This is a genomic window from Neoaquamicrobium sediminum (assembly GCF_013240295.1).
GTDB classification, from domain to species: domain Bacteria; phylum Pseudomonadota; class Alphaproteobacteria; order Rhizobiales; family Rhizobiaceae; genus Aerobium; species Aerobium sediminum.
Map to the genome: position 1 here is coordinate 160,022 of NZ_JABETK010000001.1, position 18,550 is coordinate 178,571.

Annotated in this window: 19 protein-coding genes and 1 pseudogene; 16 read left to right on the forward strand and 4 right to left on the reverse strand. The window is 62.5% G+C overall.

The features are described 5' to 3' along the window. Window positions 1–56 precede the first annotated feature (56 nt). The gene (locus HK436_RS00840) at window positions 57–506 is read left to right on the forward strand and encodes a pyridoxamine 5'-phosphate oxidase family protein (protein WP_173186625.1); all 450 of its coding nucleotides are present in this window, start codon (window positions 57–59) and stop codon (window positions 504–506) included. A gap of 89 nt (window positions 507–595) precedes the next feature. Here HK436_RS00840 and HK436_RS00845 read toward each other — a convergent pair. Further along, window positions 596–1,682 (reverse strand): annotated as a pseudogene (locus HK436_RS00845) (DSD1 family PLP-dependent enzyme). A gap of 279 nt (window positions 1,683–1,961) precedes the next feature. Between HK436_RS00845 and HK436_RS00850 the strand changes: the two are divergent. The 11 genes from HK436_RS00850 to HK436_RS00885 all read left to right on the forward strand — a co-directional run bounded on the left by HK436_RS00850 (window position 1,962) and on the right by HK436_RS00885 (window position 10,421). After that, on the forward strand, window positions 1,962–3,017 hold the full coding sequence (locus HK436_RS00850) for an ROK family protein (protein WP_312860447.1): 1,056 nt from the start codon (window positions 1,962–1,964) through the stop codon (window positions 3,015–3,017). A 129-nt stretch (window positions 3,018–3,146) separates the two neighbouring features. Next, window positions 3,147–3,776 carry an ABC transporter substrate-binding protein gene (locus HK436_RS32200; RefSeq protein ID WP_280515570.1) on the forward strand — a complete coding sequence of 210 codons (630 nt, stop codon included), beginning with the start codon at window positions 3,147–3,149 and terminating at the stop codon, window positions 3,774–3,776. Then, window positions 3,709–4,311 carry an extracellular solute-binding protein gene (locus tag HK436_RS32205; protein WP_312860448.1) on the forward strand — a complete coding sequence of 201 codons (603 nt, stop codon included), beginning with the start codon at window positions 3,709–3,711 and terminating at the stop codon, window positions 4,309–4,311. The genes HK436_RS32200 and HK436_RS32205 overlap by 68 nt, the downstream gene beginning before the upstream one ends. Next, window positions 4,284–4,406 (forward strand): hypothetical protein, encoded by a 123-nt coding sequence (locus tag HK436_RS32210; protein ID WP_280515571.1) that lies wholly within the window; start codon window positions 4,284–4,286, stop codon window positions 4,404–4,406. The genes HK436_RS32205 and HK436_RS32210 overlap by 28 nt, the downstream gene beginning before the upstream one ends. A gap of 79 nt (window positions 4,407–4,485) precedes the next feature. Next, window positions 4,486–5,373, forward strand: coding sequence for a carbohydrate ABC transporter permease (locus HK436_RS00860; RefSeq protein WP_173186628.1), 888 nt, complete (start codon window positions 4,486–4,488; stop codon window positions 5,371–5,373). Further along, entirely contained in the window at window positions 5,370–6,242 is an 873-nt protein-coding gene (locus HK436_RS00865; RefSeq protein ID WP_173186630.1) for a carbohydrate ABC transporter permease, read from the forward strand. The genes HK436_RS00860 and HK436_RS00865 overlap by 4 nt, the downstream gene beginning before the upstream one ends. A gap of 20 nt (window positions 6,243–6,262) precedes the next feature. Next, window positions 6,263–7,357: an ABC transporter ATP-binding protein gene (locus tag HK436_RS00870; protein ID WP_173186632.1), complete on the forward strand. Its 1,095-nt coding sequence runs from the start codon at window positions 6,263–6,265 to the stop codon at window positions 7,355–7,357. A 5-nt stretch (window positions 7,358–7,362) separates the two neighbouring features. Then, window positions 7,363–8,304, forward strand: a complete 942-nt coding sequence (locus HK436_RS00875; protein ID WP_206680466.1) for an N-acetylglucosamine kinase — start codon at window positions 7,363–7,365, stop codon at window positions 8,302–8,304. Window positions 8,305–8,328: 24 nt separating this feature from the next. Then, window positions 8,329–9,321: an SIS domain-containing protein gene (locus tag HK436_RS00880; RefSeq protein ID WP_173186634.1), complete on the forward strand. Its 993-nt coding sequence runs from the start codon at window positions 8,329–8,331 to the stop codon at window positions 9,319–9,321. 193 nt (window positions 9,322–9,514) lie between these two features. Then, complete coding sequence (locus HK436_RS32215; RefSeq protein ID WP_206680467.1) at window positions 9,515–9,778, forward strand: nucleoside hydrolase; 264 nt, start codon at window positions 9,515–9,517, stop codon at window positions 9,776–9,778. Continuing rightward, window positions 9,702–10,421: a nucleoside hydrolase gene (locus HK436_RS00885; protein WP_312860546.1), complete on the forward strand. Its 720-nt coding sequence runs from the start codon at window positions 9,702–9,704 to the stop codon at window positions 10,419–10,421. The genes HK436_RS32215 and HK436_RS00885 overlap by 77 nt, the downstream gene beginning before the upstream one ends. 121 nt (window positions 10,422–10,542) lie before the next feature. Here HK436_RS00885 and HK436_RS00890 read toward each other — a convergent pair whose 3' ends face one another. Genes HK436_RS00890 through HK436_RS00900 form a run of 3 tightly spaced genes read right to left on the reverse strand, consistent with a single transcriptional unit; the run spans window position 10,543 to window position 14,539 of the window. Next, window positions 10,543–11,949: an FGGY family carbohydrate kinase gene (locus HK436_RS00890; protein WP_173186636.1), complete on the reverse strand. Its 1,407-nt coding sequence runs from the start codon at window positions 11,947–11,949 to the stop codon at window positions 10,543–10,545. Beyond that, on the reverse strand, window positions 11,946–13,154 hold the full coding sequence (locus tag HK436_RS00895) for an FAD-dependent oxidoreductase (protein ID WP_194248429.1): 1,209 nt from the start codon (window positions 13,152–13,154) through the stop codon (window positions 11,946–11,948). Before HK436_RS00895 ends, HK436_RS00890 begins: the two co-directional genes overlap by 4 nt. Continuing rightward, the gene (locus HK436_RS00900; RefSeq protein ID WP_194248430.1) at window positions 13,151–14,539 is read right to left on the reverse strand and encodes an NAD(P)/FAD-dependent oxidoreductase; all 1,389 of its coding nucleotides are present in this window, start codon (window positions 14,537–14,539) and stop codon (window positions 13,151–13,153) included. The genes HK436_RS00895 and HK436_RS00900 overlap by 4 nt, the downstream gene beginning before the upstream one ends. Window positions 14,540–14,714: 175 nt before the next feature. Here HK436_RS00900 and HK436_RS00905 point away from each other — a divergent pair, with 175 nt between their 5' ends. From HK436_RS00905 to HK436_RS00920, 4 genes are read left to right on the forward strand one after another with little or no spacing between them, the layout of a single operon-like run. Then, window positions 14,715–15,470 (forward strand): DeoR/GlpR family DNA-binding transcription regulator, encoded by a 756-nt coding sequence (locus HK436_RS00905; protein ID WP_173186638.1) that lies wholly within the window; start codon window positions 14,715–14,717, stop codon window positions 15,468–15,470. A 35-nt stretch (window positions 15,471–15,505) separates the two neighbouring features. Next, window positions 15,506–16,018: a TRAP transporter small permease subunit gene (locus tag HK436_RS00910; RefSeq protein WP_173186640.1), complete on the forward strand. Its 513-nt coding sequence runs from the start codon at window positions 15,506–15,508 to the stop codon at window positions 16,016–16,018. Next, window positions 16,015–17,346, forward strand: coding sequence for a TRAP transporter large permease (locus HK436_RS00915; RefSeq protein ID WP_173186642.1), 1,332 nt, complete (start codon window positions 16,015–16,017; stop codon window positions 17,344–17,346). Before HK436_RS00910 ends, HK436_RS00915 begins: the two co-directional genes overlap by 4 nt. Before the next feature lie 36 nt (window positions 17,347–17,382). Next, window positions 17,383–18,459 (forward strand): type 2 periplasmic-binding domain-containing protein, encoded by a 1,077-nt coding sequence (locus HK436_RS00920; RefSeq protein WP_173186644.1) that lies wholly within the window; start codon window positions 17,383–17,385, stop codon window positions 18,457–18,459. Window positions 18,460–18,550: the final 91 nt, after the last annotated feature.

Sequence of the window (18,550 nt, forward strand, 5' to 3'; positions counted from 1 at the left end):
CAAAGCGGGTGCCGGCAATTGGCGCTTATTGATCAGTCTTCAACGGAGACGCCGCCATGATCATCCGCGATATTCCACAGGCCCAATGCAAAGCGCTTGTCGCTGCCAACCGGCTCGCGCGTCTTGCATGCTCCGAGGCAGATCGCCCCTATCTCGTGCCGATCTTCTATGCCTATGCCGATAGCTGCGCCTATGCCTTCACCATGCCGGGTCGGAAGCTGAACATGATGCGCAACAATCCGAACGTAGCGCTGCTTGTTGAGGAAAAAGGCAACGGCCGGGGCTGGAGCAGCGTCGTGGCAGAAGGACGCTTCGAAGAGCTGCCCGATCGCATCGGGTCCAAGAGACAGAGGGATTACGCCTGGTCGCTGCTCAGCCAACACGCCGGTTGGTGGGAACCGGGAGCTCTGAAGCCGGTCACGCCACCGCTTTCCGACCATACCGGGAACGTCTTCTTCCGCATCCGCATCGAGCACATGTCCGGTCGCGAAGCCGTCGACGAATAGAACCCGTCGGTGCAAGAGGCAGTCGAGCCCTGTTACAAAGAAGTCACCCGTGCCTTGCCCTCGCTTCAACCGTCACAGAAGGGCGCAGTTCAATAGAGTTTGCCGCGCGCGGTGACAGGCCAAAGCGTCTCGACGCGGCCGCCGCGGATGCCGACATACCAGTCATATAGATTGCAGGTCGGGTCGCAGTGGCCGGGGATCAGTTGCAGGCGCTGGTTGATCGCAAGCTGCCCTTGCGGATCGTCGAGCTGGCAATGCTCGTCCGACAGGCCGGTGCACGTTACGCCATCGAGCTGGTGGACCACAGGCAGGCCGCTGTCCACCGAGAAAGACTTCAGCCCCGCATCGCCGACCGCACGGCCGGGTGCCCTGCTTATGACCGAAGTGAGCACGAACAGCGCGTGTTCGAAACCGGCATTTGCCGTGGTCCCAAGCACCCGCCGGTAGTCGGCATCCATGAAGACGTATGAGCCGCACTGCAACTCGTTCCAGATCCCACTGGCGGCCTCGAGCGGATAGGTGCCGGTACCCGCGCCGCCGACGATGTCGCAGGAAAGCCCGGCTGCCGCCACAAGCGCGACGGTATCGCGCGTAAGCGCCTCGGCAGATGCGATGGCTGCGCGCCGCGCATCTGCCGTCGGCATATGCTGGGCGCGGCCATGATAGGCCTGAATGCCGGCGAAGCGCAGGCCCGGCGCTTCAGATATTGCCACCGCCAGGTCACGCGCCGGAATACCGGGCGCGATGCCGCAGCGCCCCGCGCCGCAATCGATCTCGACCAGCACTTCCAGCGTCGTGCCGGCCTCCACCGCTGCCGCAGACAGATCGGGCACGGCGGCCGGATCATCGGCGCAGACGATTATGCGCGCGTGCCTGGCAAGCCGCGCCAGCCGGGCGAGTTTTGCGGGATCGCGCACTTCATTGGCCACGAGAACGTCGCTTATGCCCGCGCGCACCATGGCTTCGGCTTCCGAGACCTTCTGGCTGGCAGCAGATCCCGCAGGCGGCGCCTCGCTCGATCTGGATGCGCGCAATATCGGCCGACTTGTGGGTCTTGGCATGGGCCCGCAAGCGCACGCCGCTCTCCTCGATCGCCTGCCGCATCCTGTCGATGTTACGGTCCAGCGCGTCGAGATCGACCAGTAGCGCCGGTGTCTGGATTTCGTGTAAAGCCATCCCAGGTATCGCTGGCACGTCGAAACCGAGTTCGCCAGCATCGGGCACGTGGCGATTATTCGCGTATGTCACAATAAAACTCCCTGGTGCCGGGCGATGCAGGTTGATGGCGCTCGGCTAATGCAGCTATTTTTGCAAAGCGGCGGAACAAAAGAAAGAGACATCGCTTGCGAGCAACGTTGCAATCGAGATCCCGGCAGCTCGCTTACAGCGAGCGCCAAGTCGATATTCAGGCTCCTGGCCGAGGGCAACCCGTCAACCCGTCCGCAGCTGGGCGAGGTGCTGAACCTGTCCCGGCCGACCATGTCGGCGGCGATGGGCGAGCTGGAACAGCTCGGGCTGGTGGCCAAGATAGGCGAAGTTCAGGGACTGATAGGCCGCAAGGCAGCAATCTATCGCCCTGGCCCACAAGCTGGTCACGTCATTGCGATCGATGCGGGCTCCACCCATGTGCGTCTGCGCGTATCGACCATCGACCGGCGGCTGCTCCACAGCCGGGTCTATCGCCTGCCGGCGAGCCAGCTTCTGCTCGGCGAGGAAATCAGCCGCGCCGTTGCCGACGAGGTTTCGGCCACCCTTGCCGAGACCGACGACGGCTGGGGCCCGCTACGGATGATCGGCATCGCGGTTCCATCGCGTGTCGTGGGACCGCAGGGCGATCAGAACGCGACCCGGCAAGAGGAGATATTCAGCCGTTTCGAGCCGCCGGCAGACGTGCCCGTCGTGTTGGAAAACAACGTGAATTGCGCGGCGGTTGCCGAGCGCTCCAATGGCGCCGCAAAGGACGCCGAAACATTTGCCTATGTCCAGATCGGACTGAAAATCGGCATGGGGGTCATGCTCGGCGGCAGGCTCCTGCGCGGACGCAACGGGGCGGCCGGCGAAATCGGCCACCTCGCCTTCCCCATGGCGGATGGCAGCAGGCCGATACCGGGTGAGATCGAGCGCTACATGGGGACTGAAGCGTTCATGCAGCGCGTGCTCGCGACCTGGCCGGATAGCGCTGATAGCCAACCGGCCGATGCCGCCGACCTGATGGCGAGGGCGGGTGAAGGCTGCGCGACCGCGCTGGCGCATGTGACGCGCCACGCCGAAGACATCGGTGCGATCGTCGCCAGTTGCGTCAGTGTGCTGGACCCTGGCCTGGTCGTGCTCGGCGGCGGGCTTGGAGGCAGCTCGTTACTCCTGCCCACCGTCTCCGACGTCGCCAACCGGCTGAGCTACCCCGTTGAAGTTCGCACCAGTACGCTTGGACAGGACGCGACCGTGCTCGGAATCGAAAAGCTGACCTGCGAGCAAACGGTCGACCTGCTTCTAGGCGAACGGCGGGACTGAAAATCTCGATATGCCGACGTGCCTGTGACGATTCCCGTTGCGCTTCCGAATTTTTTTGTTAACTTGCCTAACATAATAAGCGGCCGCTGGACGGACCGTGTTTCGAGGGTGTTAACAAGGGAGACGATCATGATCGCAATGACGTGCCGCGCTGCCATACTGGCAACCAGCGCAACCTTTCTGGGTACTGGCAGCCTGGCTGCCCAGGAACTGCAATACTGGGTCTATTCCGACTTCGCGCAGGGCGATGCGCTTGCGCTTCAACAGGAATTCATCGCGGAATTTGAAGCTGAGAACCCCGGCGTGAAGATCGTGATCTCCGGCCGGGGCGATGACGACCTGACCTCCGGTCAGATCGCGGGTGCCGCCTCGGGCACGCTTCCCGACGTCTTCATGAACGGCCTTGCCGTCGGCGCGCAACTCGTCGAGGTTGGCGCGCTCGCAAACATCCACGACGACTGGATGGCCATGCCGCAGGAATTCCGCGACCAGTTCGACGCGGACGCGATCGCGAGCTGCACCCCCAGGCCCGAGGAGATGTACTGCATCCCCTACACCGGCTTCGGTGAGATCATGTACCGCAACCTGACCGTCCTGGAAGAAGCCGGCATCGACACGGCGACACCGCCGGCCACCTGGGAAGAATGGTACGACCAGATGCTCAAGGTGAGCGAGATCCGGCAAATATGCCGTGCCGGACCAGACGCAGGTCTTCAATTCCGTTGCCAGCATGTATGCCGTGCGCGGCGACAAGTCTAAGTGGGGCATCGATTTCGAGGCGCGCAAGACGCTGATCGAACCCGAGCCGATGACGCGGGTCATGCAGATGTTCGTCGACATGGCACCGCTCAACAGCGGCACGAGCCGAAACGACCAGGGTACGCGAGACCTGTTCATCACAAACCAGCTCGCCTTCCATGTTGTGGGTCCATGGGTCAACCCCACCTACGCGCAGGCTGCTGCTGATTCCGGTCTGAAGTACGACTTCGTGCTGGTGCCGGGCGGCACGGATGGCGACCACGGCGGCATCAAGAGCTACGAGTTCGTCAGCGTCGCCCCGGGGCCGAACCGCGAAATCGCGTGGAAGTTCGCGACCTACATCACCGAAAAGAACCAGATGGCTCGTTGGGCGAAGCTGCTGTCGCGATACAATGCCAACGCCGCGGCGATGGCCGACCCGGAAGTCACCGCACTTCCGCTCATTGTCCGGTCGGTCGAGGCGGTGAAGTATGCAATGGATGTCATGCCCCCTATTTCGAGGGCGCGGTGCCGAACTGCTATCGCTCGATCATGACCGACATGGCTTCTGCCGTGGCCGATGACGAGTATTCGGCAGAAGAGGGCGCCGAGGAGCTCATCGCCGAACTCAACGACTGCCTGGCCGAATAAGCCCGCGTTCGGATGGCGCGGACATCCATCCGCGCCATCCGCCTTTCATCCCCTGAACCCGCTTCACCCTGGAGCCGTCATGAGCGTCAGACGACTTCTGCCGCATTACGCAATGGTGCTGCCATTCGGCGTCCTGTTCGCGGCATTCTTCCTCTATCCGATCGTGAGCGGGCTCTATTACAGCTTCCATAGCTGGAATGCCGCCACCGAAGCGCAGTTCGTGGGCTGGGCCAACTATGAGGCGGTGCTGAGTTCGCGCGACTTCTCGCGCTCCATGTCCAATCTCGTCGTCTACATCGCCATAACCGTGCCACTCGGCATTACAGTGGCGTTCGGACTGGCGCTGCTTGTCGACAGCTTCACCGGTTTCTGGGCCAACTTCTTCCGCAGCGCCTTCTTCCTTCCCGTGGTGCTGCCGGCATTTCTGGCGGCCACGATATGGCGCTGGATGTACGCACCGAACTTCGGCCTTGTGAACATGGTTCTGGGCTGGTTCGGCATGCCGTCGATCAACTTCCTCAACGACACCGGCACCATGCTTTACGCGCTCATCGCCGTAGATGTGTGGGTATCAGCCGGGTTCAACATGGTCATCCTGCTCGCCGGTCTGAAGAACATTCCGCAAGACCTTTATGAAGCGGCGCGGCTGGACGGCGCGGGCCGCTTCCAGCAGGTGCGCTACATCACCATCCCGATGCTTGCGCCGGTGCTGTTCTTTGTCATCACCTACGGCTTCATCTCGGCGCTACAGGTATTCGACGTGCCTTGGCTGCTGACGGGGTCGTCCTTCACCGCATATGGCGGCCGGCGCAGTGCCTTGCTGTTTCCGGTCATGGACATGATGGGACGGGCCTTCGGCTCGGTGCGTTTCGGCGAAGCCGCCGCCTATGGCTTCATCCTGACTGCCATCATCATCTTCATCACCGCTGCCATGTTCGCGGTGCGCGCCTGGAGGACGCCGAAATGAGCGCCAGCCAAGCCTTTGCCGCAAACAGATATGTGATTGCCGACCTGTGGACCTGGCGCTTCCTGAAATGGGTGGTGGCCATATGCGTCGCGATAGTCGCGGTGTTCCCGATCTGGTGGATGATCAACGTGGTCTTCGCCGACCCCGGCGCGCCTGTCTCGATCAACCCGCGCCTCTACCCGACTTCGCTCAGTTCAGGCCTGTCGAAGATACAGATGATCCTGACGGAGACCCAGTATCTGCGGGCCTACTACATCACCATCGCCTATGCGCTGCTGACCATACTGGGGGTGCTGTTCATCGGATCGATGGCAGCCTTCGAGTTCGCCCTGTTCGATTTTCCGGGCAAGCGCATCCTGTTCGGGCTCGTGATGCTGTCGCTGATGGTGCCGACCGTCGTCACGATCATTCCCACCTACCTTCTCGTTGCGGACCTCGGCTGGCTCAACACGATGCAAGGTCTGGTGGTGCCGGGGCTTGCCTCCGCCTTCGGGCTCTTCATGCTTGTGCAGTTCATGCGCACCCTGCCGATGGAGATGATCGAGGCCGCAAGGCTGGATGGCGCGAGCCACTTCAAGATCTACTGGTACATCGCCCTACCCTTGTCGAAGAACGCGATGGTCACGCTGGCCATTCTAACCTTCATGAAGACCTGGGGCAATTTCGCCTGGCCACTGATCGTGGCTCCGCGTCCCGACACATACACGGTCGGCCAGGTGGTAGGCCTGTTCAACGCGCCCTTCTCGCACCAGACCGTCGATGTGGTGATGACGGCCAACCTGCTCGCAGCCGTGCCGCCGCTGATCTTCTTCCTCATTTTCCAGCGCAAGATCGTCGAGGGCATCGCCATGTCGGGCTCCAAAGGCTGAACGGACACAGTGAGAAAATCATGGCTGAAGTAGAAATCAGATCCGTCTCCAAATCCTTTGGCGCAGTCGAGGTGCTCAAGGACATCAACCTGAAGATCAACTCGGGCGAGTTCGTCGTCTTTGTCGGGCCGTCCGGGTGCGGCAAGTCCACGCTGCTGCGCATGATCACGGGGCTTGAAACGGAAAGCGCCGGGGACCTCTTCATTGACGGCGAGCGCGTCAACGATGTCGACCCCGCAAAGCGCGGCACGGCGATGGTGTTCCAATCCTACGCGCTCTATCCACACATGACGGTGGCCGAAAACATGGGATTCGGTCTGAAAATGGCGGGCGAGCCGAAGGCGTCGATCCGAGGGAAAGTGGAAGAGGCCGCCTCAATTCTGCGCCTCGAGCAGCTTCTCGACCGCCGGCCAGGTCAGCTTTCCGGCGGGCAGAAGCAACGCGTGGCGATCGGTCGGGCCATCGTGCGGCAGCCCAAGGTGTTCCTGTTCGACGAGCCGCTGTCCAACCTCGATGCCGAACTGCGGGTGCAGATGCGCGCCGAGCTGATCGATCTGCACCGCCGCCTGGGCGCGACGATGATCTACGTCACCCACGACCAGGTGGAAGCGATGACGCTGGCCGACCGCATCGTGGTGATGAATGGCGGCGTGGTGCAGCAATACGGCCGGCCGCTCGATCTCTACGACGATCCAGACAATCGTTTCGTCGCCGGCTTCATCGGCTCGCCGAAAATGAACTTCATCGATGCAGCGGTCGCCGAGGCAGGCGCGGAGCATGTAACCCTTGCCGATGTGGGCGGCAGCGAAGCTAAACTTCGCATTCCCTTCCGCGGCTTCGATCCGAAAGTGAAGACTGTCGCGGTTGGCGTGCGACCGGAGCATGTCAGGCCCGGAACAGGCGGCGCAGACGAATTGCCGGTTGTCGTGAGCTTCGCCGAGGAACTTGGCGACGTCACCTACATTCATGGCAAGCTTCCGGCGGGTTCGCCGCTGACCATCCGCAGCGACGGTATGCGCCATGATGGCTCCAACGCCTGCCGGGTCGCTCTCGATCCCGCAGGGCTGCTGCTGTTCGACGCCGACGGTCGGCGCCTGCGCGAGAACGGGGCCTGACAATCATGACAATTCCTAAGGTGATGCCGCTGGCGCCGCAGGCCAGCGTCGTCGGCGTCGATATCGGCGGGACCAAGACCCATTTGCGGCTGCGGGACGCCACAGGCCAGCGCGACCTTGTCGTACCGACCAGCGACTGGCGGCATCGCGAATGGCAACGCGACGCTGGGTCGCTGCTGGAACTGGTCACGCATTTCAGCCAAGGCGCTCCGATCGCGGCCATTGGCGTGGGTGCACACGGGTGCGACGACAGCGACGAATGCCTGGCGTTCGAGGATGCTTTCCGCCGCGCAGGCCCCTTGCCGGTTCGGGTGGTCAACGATGCCGAACTCATGCCCGCCGCATTCGGGCTCGAACGGCAGATCGGCGTGGTGGCTGGCACCGGATCCATTGCGGTCTGTCGTGCGGCCGACGGCGAGATGCTGGTGGCCGGCGGCTGGGGCTGGATCATTGGCGACGAAGGCAGCGCGGCGAGCCTCGTGCGCGAGGCAGCCCGTACGGTCGCCCTGCACCTCGATCGAGGCGGGACCGCGAGCGACCCGCTCGTGCGTCGCCTGTTCGCCTCTCTCGAGATACCGTCCGCCGCACGCATCGGCAGCCGCCTCGGCAGCCTTGGCAATGCCGTCGCAGTTGGACGCCACGCCAGCCTGATCTTCGAGGCTGCGGAGGATGGGTCGCATCTTGCCGATGGTGTGATCCGCGATGGCGGACGTGCGCTGGCGGACCTCGTCACGCGGTTGCGACTGCGCGGAGCGCAGGCGTCCTCAGTCGTCGCCGGAGGCAGCGTCATCGCCTCTCAGCCACGGCTTTGGGAAGCATTCCAAGATGGCGTCGCGGATGCCTGCGGTGAGGAACTGGCGCTGTTTCTCCATCAAGGCCCGCCCGTCGAAGGCGCGATCGTCCTGGCCGACAAACTGGCGGCTGAAAAGGCCGCAGGCCCTCAATAAAACAGATCCGAAAAGGCGAGAACCATGAGCTATCGTTCCACCGTTGCGCGACAATCCGAGTCGCTCGCTGACACCCTGACCGCCGCGCAGGCCGAACTCAAAGGGCTCGACCTGACGCCTATGGCGTCGGGGGTTGTCGCCGTGACCGGCATCGGTGCGTCCTATGCGGCGGCTGTGGTCGTTGCGGCGGAACTCCAGCGCCGTGGTCGGCGGGCATTCGCGGTCCGCTCGGGTGAAATGATGGAGGGCTACGACATTGCCGATACCGTATTGGCGCTGTCGCATCGCGGCCGCAGCGTCGAGACGGTCGAGGCCCTGCAGAAACTGCCGCGGGCCAAGAGCATCGCGATCACCAATAATCCCGAAAGCCCCCTGGCGAAGGCTGCAACCTACCACCTGACACTCAACAACGGCACGGATGCGACGCCGTCCAGCACCGGCTATACCGCGACGTTGCTGGCTGCCGGCCTCGTTGTCGACGCCATCCACGGCAGCGGCGGCGCCGACTGGACCGGCCTGTCGGCGTTGACGAAGGACATTCAAAGCCGCGCGGCCGCGAAAATGCCGCGTCTGGCCGAACTGTTCCGGGATCGCCGAGCCATCGATTGTGTCGGCGCAGGTGCGTCCATCGGGACCGCCGACGGCGCTTCGCTATTGATCCGCGAGGCCGCACGGCTGCCTGCTTCCGGCTACGAGACACGGCACTATCTGCATGGCCCCATGGAAGCCATGGATGCGTCGACGGGGGTCGTGTTGTTCGGTGACGCGCGCGAGCTGGCTCTGGCGGAAAACCTGAACGAGATCGGCTGCCCGAGCCTACTGGTCACCAGCGACACCGGCATTTCGGATCACGGCAAACTCACAGTGGTGCACGCGCCGGCCTGCGACGACCTCGTGTTGCGCGGCATCGTCGACATTTTCTCCGCACAGCTTCTTGCCGCGGAACTGTCCGACGCGGCCGGGCTAACCGACGTCAAATTCCGCTACAAGCAGACCGACACCAAGATCGTCGATTAACCGCGCCGACAATCGCGGCGCTCTTGAGCGCCGCGAACCGTTCGCCCCGCTTAGCAAGAATAGCGCCCGAACCGGAGCGCTATCTGCAAGCGGAAACATGGCGTTCGCTCAGGCCTGATACCAGCTAGACCAACCAGGGCGATGATCGCATACGTCTTCCACAGACGCGCGACGTCGATTAAGACCTGGCGTCATGAAACTGATTATCGATACAGACCCCGGCGTCGACGACGCTCTGGCCATTCTCTACGCCGCAGCGGACCCGGAAATCGAGCTTCTGGGGTTGACCACGGTCTTCGGCAACGTCACCGTCGCCCAGGCTACTCGCAACGCGCTGCATCTCGTCGAACGTATCGGGCGCGACGTGCCCGTTGCGCAGGGTGCCGCACAACCCCTTGTGTTGCCCCCTTTGCACCCTCGCACCACGTTCATGGGCCCGAAGGCTTTGGCGCGCTAACCGCGCCGCTGCCCCGGGAGCGCCCCACACTGAAAGCGCCGCCGAATTTCTCTGCCGGACCGTTCGTGAACATCCTGGAGATGTTGTGGTCTGTCCGATCGGGCCGATTACCAACATAGCGGCCGCCATTCAAATGGACCCTGGCTTTGCTACGAACGTGCGCGAGATCGTCGTGATGGGCGGAGCGCTCGACGCACCCGGCAACGTGACCCCTTTTGCCGAGGCCAATACCTATCACGACCCTCATGCGCTCAATGTCGTGCTGGCCTCCGGCGCTTCGATAACCATGGTCGGCCTCGACGTGACCCTCAGGGTGCTGCTTACAGACACAGATTTCGATCTCGTTGCGGCCAGCAACATCGCAAACGGCCCGTTTCTCAAGGACATCAGTCGCTTCTACCTGGATTTCTACAGATCGATCGGATTGACGGGCTGCGGCCTTCACGACCCCATGACTCTGATCGCCGCCCGCCATCCTGAACTCTTTTCCGGCGAGCGAACGCCGCTGAGAGTGGATCTGGAAGGCCCTGCGATCGGAAAAACCCGCCGCACACACGGCCGCCCCTCGGTGAATGTTCTGCTCGATTGCGACGCCGAAGCGATCAAAGCGCGTTTCCTTGACGCCTTAGTCGACCCGAGCTGAAGCCAATAGCCTGTCCGAGAACTAGCATCCTTTCGTGTCTTCCCGGACGCTGGCGACGTTGCCGGCGCGGCCAAACGGCTGTCGATAATGGTATCCGAATCACGCTAACAGGTCGGGCGTGCTACCCGTTCGCGCCGAAGGCGCGGATCGCGTCCCTGGCCTTCGCGAACGTCTCGAACCACCCCGGGTCGACCGGACGGGGCGTCAACAGACGGCCGGTGGGCGCTCTCTCGAGCGAGAAACCCGCGCCGACGGCGGCAAGCTGCGCGCATCCCAACGCCGTCAGTTCGGGCTCATCCGAAATGATAAGCGGCCGGCCGAGCACGTCGCAGAGAAACTGGCAGAACCAGGGATTGCGGCTCATACCACCATCAATGCTGACGGGCTCCGAAATGGTAGTGGTTGCCGCGATGGACGACATCACCTCGGCAGTCCTGAAAGCCACGCCCTCCAGAACGGACTGCGCCATATCGATGGATTTACTGTCCAGCGACAGCCCCATCCAGGCGCCTCTGGCGTTGCGGTCCCAATGCGGGCAGGCAAGCCCGGCCAGTGCAGGCACGAAAGCTATGCCACGCGAGATCGCCGGTGGTCGGTCGAATTCATCGATGTCTGCGAAATCGGAGAACAGTCCCAAGCCCCTCGCCCAGTTGACCGCTGACGAGGCGGCATACACCCCGCCATCGAGCGCATGGACATTTCGACCAGCCTGATCGCTCCACGCGATGGTCGGCAATGGTCCGTTCCCGCGGGCTAACGTACCCGTCAGCGTGAGCGCGAAAGCGCCGGTGCCGAAGGTGATCTTGGTGTCGCCTTGCTTGCGCGCGCCATGTCCGTATAGAGCGGCCTGCTGGTCCACGACGGAGGCCGTCAGCTTCCTCCCGCCACGAAGGGTTCCGAGGATGCCGCTCGTAGGCCGTATTTCTGGAAGCGCCTCCATGGGTACGCCGAACAGAGCGCATAATTCCGGATCCCATGTCCCGGTCTCCAGATCCAGCAGGCTCGTGCGGGATGCGGTGCTCGGGTCGGTCGCGAAACTTCCAGTCAGCCTGTCTCGAAAGAACGCGTCGGTGGTTCCCAGCCGAAGCTTGCCTGCGCGCAGCAACTCCCGCGCCTCCGGCACATGAGTCATGATCCACCCCAGCTTCGACGCGGAGAAGTATGGATCGAGCGGCAGCCCAGCCTTCGACAAGGTGAGCGCTTCGGCCCCGCCTGCCTTGAGGCGGTCGCATATCTGCGCCGTGCGACTGTCCTGCCAGACAATGACCGGCGTTATGGCACGGCCCGTCTGCGCATCCCAGGCCAGACAGCTCTCGCCCTGATTGTCCAGTCCGACGCAATCGACATCGGGCGCCGCTTGCAGACATCCAGTCAGGTTCGCGATCAGCTCTTCAGGGTCGTGTTCCACATGCTCGGGAGCGGGATAGAACTGTCTGTGTTCCACGGAATGGACAGTGGTGACGCCGGCCTCATCCACCACCAAAGCGCGGGTCGACGTCGTGCCCTGATCGATGGCAAGCGCCCTCATTCTTCCTCCAGCACGATTTCGACCGAACCGCTTCTGTGGGGCAACGGCAAAGTTATGCGGCGCTCCGGGCGGGTACTGATGCGGCGCGAGGCGACTTCCACCCCGTTAACGCGCATGGAAAGCCGCCCCCGCACCGGGCGAGTGACACGCAGTTGCAGCCTATCCAGGGCGGCCTCCGCACCCGTTCCCACGTGCTGCGGAATGGCCCAGGCGAGCGCATCACCTACGAGATTGAGTCGTGGTGTCTCGCGTGCAGGCAAGGCGTTTTCCAACGCAAGGCACATGGCCTTACCTACGGCCCTGCCTTCAGCCCAGCTCCAGCCGGCGGTTTCCACCGGACGCAGTACGTTCCCGGCGGCGAAGTATGCAGGATCCGTACAGCGGCCGTAGCTGTCCACAACCGGGCCACCGGTGGCCGGATCACGCTCGATATGGCTCCCATGCAGCAGCGTCGCCTCTGGCAGGAAACGCCCACTGACGATGACTCCGTCGGTTTCAACCACCGTTTCGCCGGCCGGGCCTTCGAGCACGACGCGCTCCACCCAGCTACGGCCTTCAATGCGCTTTATGTCCGTCGACAAATGCAGGGGGATACCCTTGAGCCAGGGATAGATCCCCGTTGGCCAGCGTGCCGTGACCGTAGGATTCGGCTCGATCATCGCGACAGGACGAATGCCCGCATGGCCGCAGGTCATGATTGCAGAGAACGAGACAAGTTCGGTTCCCAGGATCACCGGCCGCCGGAATGGCCTTCTGCCTTCGAGATAGACCATACCCTGGAGTGCGCCCGTGGGTAGGATGCCACCCGGCTTGTCGCCACCGATAAGCCTTTGCGCCCGGGAACTTTCCCGTACCCCGGTCGCGATCAGGACCAATTTGGAGCGAATGTGCGAGCGGCCGGCATTCGACGTGACGCCAACCCGCGGTCCCGGCTCCAGTTCCACAACGTTGACGCCCGTCGCGACGCGCACCCCCGCCTTCACGGCACGGTCCACCAGCTTCTTCGCATAGTCGGGGCCCTTCATCAGCCGATGAAATTCCCGGAAGCCGAATGGATAGTGCCCGCAATGACGCGGGATGCCGCCTGCGCAATTCTCGCGATCCAGCACCAGCACCGACGCGACAGACGCGAGCGTCGTCGCCGCGGCCAGTCCGGCCGGTCCGGCGCCGATGACGACCACGTCTACTTCGGGCGGCAAGCTCATTCGATCCTGTCCGCCATGTCATGTTCGAGACGACCGGCCGTTATGCTGGCCAGCTCCGCCGAGCAGAAGAACCCCTGACAGCGCCCCATCGTGACGCGTGTACGACGCTTCAGACCGGCAAGGGACCGAGCGGGCAGCGGACCGTCGAGCGCTGCGAGCACTTCGCGCCGCGTGACCATCTCGCAGTGGCAAACGACCCCGCCATGACCAGGGACCTCCCAGTCGCGGGGAGCATACTCGCTTATATTGGAGACGGTCGGCCAAACCGGAGTAGACGGCGCATCGAGCGTCAGACCGGCAAGGCGCTCGACATGTGCCGCGATACCGAGAGCAGCCGACAGGCCGGTCGAACGAATGCCGCCGACGGTAATGTAGTTTCGACCCTCATGGCTGCGAATCTGAAAATCCTTGAACTCGGTCGCGGGGCGTAGCCCGGCGTAGATGGCAGTCACAGCGTGCGCGCCCAGTCCAGGGAGTATCTCCGCGCCGCGCTTGCGAAGCTGTTCGAGGGTCTCGGGAACCAGCGTGGCGTGCTCGCGCTCTTCCTGATCTTCGGCAGTCGGACCGACGAGCAGATTGCCGAAGGCCGTTCGGCAGACCACCACCCCCTTGGTCACCTTGTTTGGCACCGGAAGAATGATATGCGCTGCCAGCGCGGCTGCGGACTTGTCGTAGACGACGAACTGCCCCTTGCGGGGTCTGATGCTGAAATCGCGTCGACCGATCAGCCTTTCGTCAAGCACGTCGCCCCAGAGCCCTGCGGCGTTGACGACCAGCGATGCACTCACCGTGCCTCTCGTGGTTTCGAGAACCCAATGCCCCTCGTGGCGCCCTCCTACCACCTCGGCGCCGCGAAGCAGTTTCGCTCCGTTCTCGATAGCCTGCAACATATAGGCAAAGGGAGCCGACCACGGATCGATCAGGTATTCACGAGGAACACGGAACGCACTACGAGCCCCGGGACCCAGGCCCGGTTCGGCGTCCCGCATGGCGGAGTGGGAGAGCATCTCCACGTCCGTGACTCCGTTTTCCTGCGCCTGCGCCACCAAGCTTGGCAGGGCCGCCTCCTCCTCTGCTGTCCACGCCACGACGAGCGCACCAGAGCTGACGAGCGGCAGGCCGAGTTTCGGATGGATCCTCAGGTATTCCTCATATCCTTGCGCAATGCACGCCTGCTCGAGCGACCCGGGTGGGGCGTCAAACCCCGTGTGAAGGATGGCGGAATTGGCCTTCGAGGCTCCGTCCAGAATATCCGCCGCCCTCTCGACGACCGCCACGCGGGCCCCGGCCAAAGTGAACCGGCGCGCGAGCGCACAGCCGACCACGCCCGCGCCAATGATCGCGACGTCGAACAGACCGGACAGGGCTGGAGCCGAAGCGGTCAAGGAACTCTCCGTTTGAAAGCCTGTTTGTCAGCCAGATTGCCCAAATAGTCAACATCGAATGAGGTTTTGACCGTTTTGTCTTTGAGAAATGGATTTATTTTGTTGACATGGCCATTTCCGGCAGGCCTAAATCCTGAGACCGGACCATTCCAGAGTCTGGAGAAGGGGAACAGGGGTGAAGCCGCAGCAGCGTCGGACACGCGTGCTCGATATCATCGAACGCGAAGGCGAAGTGACCGTCGATACGCTTGCCTCCGATTTCGGAGTGTCGGCAGAGACGATCCGTCGCGATCTGGCGGTGCTTGCCGAAGAAGGATCTGTCCAGAAGGTTCACGGCGGCGCACGGCGGATGCGGCTCCATGCCGAGGGCACATTCGACGAACGCATGGATGAGGCCGCTGCGGGCAAGAGCGAGATCGCACGCAAGCTGGCGCAAATCGTGAAGCCGGGCGATACATGCCTGATCGACACCGGCTCGACGACCTTGGCGTGCGCCCATGCGCTGACCAGCACGACCGGGCTGACAATCGTTACGAATTCGGTGCGTATAGCTAACGTCATGGCCAGGGGGCCGGGGAATGCGCGCGTGCACCTGATCGGAGGCCTCTACGCGCCGGACAACGATGAATCCGTCGGCGCCGATGCGATCGAGCAGATTGCCCGCTTTCGCGCCGACTATGCGATCGTCGGCGTTGCGGCCCTGGACATGTCAGCCGGCGCCTATGCTGCGGATTTCGACGAAGCATCCATCGCGAGGGCGATGTGTTCCAACGCCCGCAAGATCGTCGTCGTTGCGCATGTGGACAAATTCGGACGGCAGGCGGCGCATCGCATCTGTCGGCTGGATGAGATCGACATTCTGGTGTGCGACGGGATGCTTGAAACGCAGACAAGGCTCGCGCTCCAGTCGGCCGCGGTGACGGTGCAATGACCGATGTTCACACACACACCACGCAGAGGTAACGGATGGCCGCTGTGATAAGATCCTATGTCAGCCTCATGGACCGCCTTGCCGAGTTCATCGGGGCTTTTGCCAAATATCTGATCTACCTGATGATCGGTGTCCTGCTGTTCGATGTGGTGTCCGACAAGGCCTTCGGCTTCGTTCAGAACTGGACCGTCGAGACCGCACAATTCACGCTTGCCGCCTTCTATTTTCTGGCCGGGCCCAAGACCCTGAAGGATGACAGCCACGTCCGGCTGGACCTTATCTATGCGAATTTGTCCGACCGGACCAAGGCCTGGATAGACATGATCACGATCTGGATCGTGACTTTCTATCTCTCCGTCATGCTCTGGGGATCTATTTCCTCGCTGCAATATTCCTGGGCGACCAATCAGCGCCTTCCGTCGCTTTGGGCGCCCTCGCTGGTACCAATCAAGATCCTGATGACCATCTGCCTGGTGCTGATGATCCTCCAGTGCTTCGCAATCTTCTTCAAAGACCTCGCCAGGGCGCGTGGCAAGGTGGTGGCATGAGTTACGAGACAATCGCCGTACTGATGTTCGCCGGCATGGTGTTTCTCATGCTGACGGGTCAACGCGTCTTCGCGATGATTGGCGCGGTAGCGGCCGCAAGCGCGCTTGCGCTCTATGGAAACGCGTCCGCGGAATTGCCGTTCAACGCCGCGTTCAAGCTGTTCTCCTGGCACGCGCTCCTGACACTGCCGCTATTTGTGTTCATGGGCCACATGATGTCGAAGAGCGGCATCGCCGAAGAACTCTACCAGATGATGCATGTCTGGTTCGGAAAGTTGCCTGGCGGCCTGGCGTTGGGAACCGTCTTCCTGATGGTGATCATCAGCGCCATCAACGGTCTGTCGGTGGCCGGGCTTGCAATCGGTTCCGCGATCGCACTTCCCGAGATGCTGCGCCGGGGATACGACAAGGCCCTGATCACGGGCGTGGTGCAGGGCGGCTCGACGCTGGGCATCCTGTTGCCTCCGTCGGTCGTCATGGTCCTTTTCGCCGTCATCGCCAGGCAGCCGGTGTCCGACCTGTGGCTCGCCGGCGTGTTCCCGGGGCTGATCATGGCCGTGATCTTCGCGGCCTATGTCTGGATCCGTTGCAAGCTGAACCCGTCGCTGGCGCCCAAGCTCAGCGATGAGGAACTTGCCATGCCGCTTGTGGACAAGCTGAAGCTGTTGCGGGCCGGAATCATACCGGTCCTCATCTTTGTCGTGATGATCGGCCTGTTCGTGACTGGCTACACGAGCCTGCTGGAGAGCGCCGCCGTCGGTGCCGTATCGGCCATTCTAGCCGCTGCATGGAAGGGGCGCCTATCCTTTGCCCTGCTCAACGAAACCGCGCGGGAAACCATGTCAGTGACTGCCCTGTTCATGTGGGTGATCCTGGGCGCGCTGGCTTTCTCGTCTGTCTTCGACGGCATCGGCGCCGTCAGGGCGATCGAGAACGTGTTCATCAACAATTGGGAACTGTCGCCATGGGCGGTCATCCTGCTGATGCAGGCCAGCTTCATCGTCATGGGCATGTTCCTCGACGACACTGCCATGCTTGTGATCGTCGCGCCCCTGTACATACCGCTTGTCGCGCAGCTCGACCTCGGCATCGACAATCAGATGATCTGGTTCGGCATCCTCTACACGATGACATGCCAGATCGCCTATATCAGCCCGCCTTTCGGCTACAATCTGTTTCTGATGCGCGGGCTGGCTCCAAAGGAAATCACGCTGATCGACATCTACAAGTCGATCTGGCCCTTCGTGATCATGATCATCCTGACGATCGGGCTGCTCATGACATTCCCGCAAATTGCGACCTGGCTGCCCAGCCAGTTTCGTGGATGAGAGTAGTGTTCACAGAGCGACCAGAGGAGAGACAGCATGACTGACAAAATCGATAAGACGCCTTCCCAAAGGATTCTCGCCAGCCGACGCAAGTTCCTCACGGCGGCAGGCCTGGCGATGCCGGCCACGCTTGCCGCACCCGCGATCGTGCGCGCACAGGCGCCGATCAGATGGCGGTTGCAGACCTATTCGGGCGCCCCGCTGGGCGCGCATGTGATCAAGCCACAGATCGACGCTTTCAACGCGGCTGCGAATGGCGAGATGGAGATCGAGCTTTACTACGCCGACCAGCTGGTCCCGACCTCGGAACTGTTCCGCGCACTGCAGAACGGCACGCTCGACGCCATCCAGTCCGATGAGGCGACCATGGCCTCACCCGTCGATATCGCCGTGTTCGGCGGCTACTTCCCGTTTGCCACGCGCTTCAGCCTCGATGTGGCATCGATGTTCATGTATTACGGGCTCGATGAGATCTGGCGGGAAGCCTACGCGGACGTCCCGAACGTGACATACCTGTCTACTGGTGCATGGGACCCGCTGCACGTCTTCACCGTAAACAAGCCGATCCGCAGCATCGCCGACTTCAACGGCCTTCGCGTGTTCGGCGTCCCAACTGCCGGCCGTTTCCTTTCACGGTACGGCATGGTGCCAGTCACCGTGCCGTGGGACGATGTGGAAGTTGCGATGCGCACGGGCGACCTCGACGGCGTGGCCTGGTGCGGCTTCACCGAAGCTTACGAGGTCGGCTGGGCGGACGTCTGCAAATACGCGCTGTCGAACTCGGTGACCGGCGCGTGGTTCGGCTCATATTTTGCCAATACCGAAAGCTGGGAAAAGGTCCCGCCACACCTGCAGCAGCTCTACAAAACGACGATCGATCAGTCGCACTATTACCGAAACGTCTGGTACTGGGGCGGAGAAGCGCAGCTTCGCGTACACGGCGAGAAGATGGAACAGACTTCGCTGCCGGCCGAGGAATGGAGCCAGATCACGAAAGATGCCGAAGGCTTCTGGGATGAAATCTCCCAGGAATCGGAGCGCGCGGCTCGCGTGGTCGAGATATTCAAGCGCTACGCCGCCGACCAGCAGAAGGCAGGTTACCCGTACCGCTGATTTTCAGCGCAAACATCGTCCGGCGCGGCCACATGCGCCGGACAATGTCTAGTCTTACCGGGGTTGACCACGGCGCGTAGCGCGCCTGCGT

Bases quoted from the DNA above. Each gene is read 5' to 3' on its own strand.
- HK436_RS00840 (WP_173186625.1), top strand. From the start codon at position 57: ATGATCATCCGCGATATTCCACAGGCCCAATGCAAAGCGCTTGTCGCT.
- HK436_RS32200 (WP_280515570.1), top strand. From the start codon at position 3,147: ATGATCGCAATGACGTGCCGCGCTGCCATACTGGCAACCAGCGCAACC.
- HK436_RS00860 (WP_173186628.1), top strand. From the start codon at position 4,486: ATGAGCGTCAGACGACTTCTGCCGCATTACGCAATGGTGCTGCCATTC.
- HK436_RS00865 (WP_173186630.1), top strand. From the start codon at position 5,370: ATGAGCGCCAGCCAAGCCTTTGCCGCAAACAGATATGTGATTGCCGAC.
- HK436_RS00870 (WP_173186632.1), top strand. From the start codon at position 6,263: ATGGCTGAAGTAGAAATCAGATCCGTCTCCAAATCCTTTGGCGCAGTC.
- HK436_RS00875 (WP_206680466.1), top strand. From the start codon at position 7,363: ATGACAATTCCTAAGGTGATGCCGCTGGCGCCGCAGGCCAGCGTCGTC.
- HK436_RS00880 (WP_173186634.1), top strand. From the start codon at position 8,329: ATGAGCTATCGTTCCACCGTTGCGCGACAATCCGAGTCGCTCGCTGAC.
- HK436_RS32215 (WP_206680467.1), top strand. From the start codon at position 9,515: ATGAAACTGATTATCGATACAGACCCCGGCGTCGACGACGCTCTGGCC.
- HK436_RS00890 (WP_173186636.1), bottom strand. From the start codon at position 11,949: ATGAGGGCGCTTGCCATCGATCAGGGCACGACGTCGACCCGCGCTTTG.
- HK436_RS00895 (WP_194248429.1), bottom strand. From the start codon at position 13,154: ATGAGCTTGCCGCCCGAAGTAGACGTGGTCGTCATCGGCGCCGGACCG.
- HK436_RS00910 (WP_173186640.1), top strand. From the start codon at position 15,506: ATGGCCGCTGTGATAAGATCCTATGTCAGCCTCATGGACCGCCTTGCC.
- HK436_RS00915 (WP_173186642.1), top strand. From the start codon at position 16,015: ATGAGTTACGAGACAATCGCCGTACTGATGTTCGCCGGCATGGTGTTT.
- HK436_RS00920 (WP_173186644.1), top strand. From the start codon at position 17,383: ATGACTGACAAAATCGATAAGACGCCTTCCCAAAGGATTCTCGCCAGC.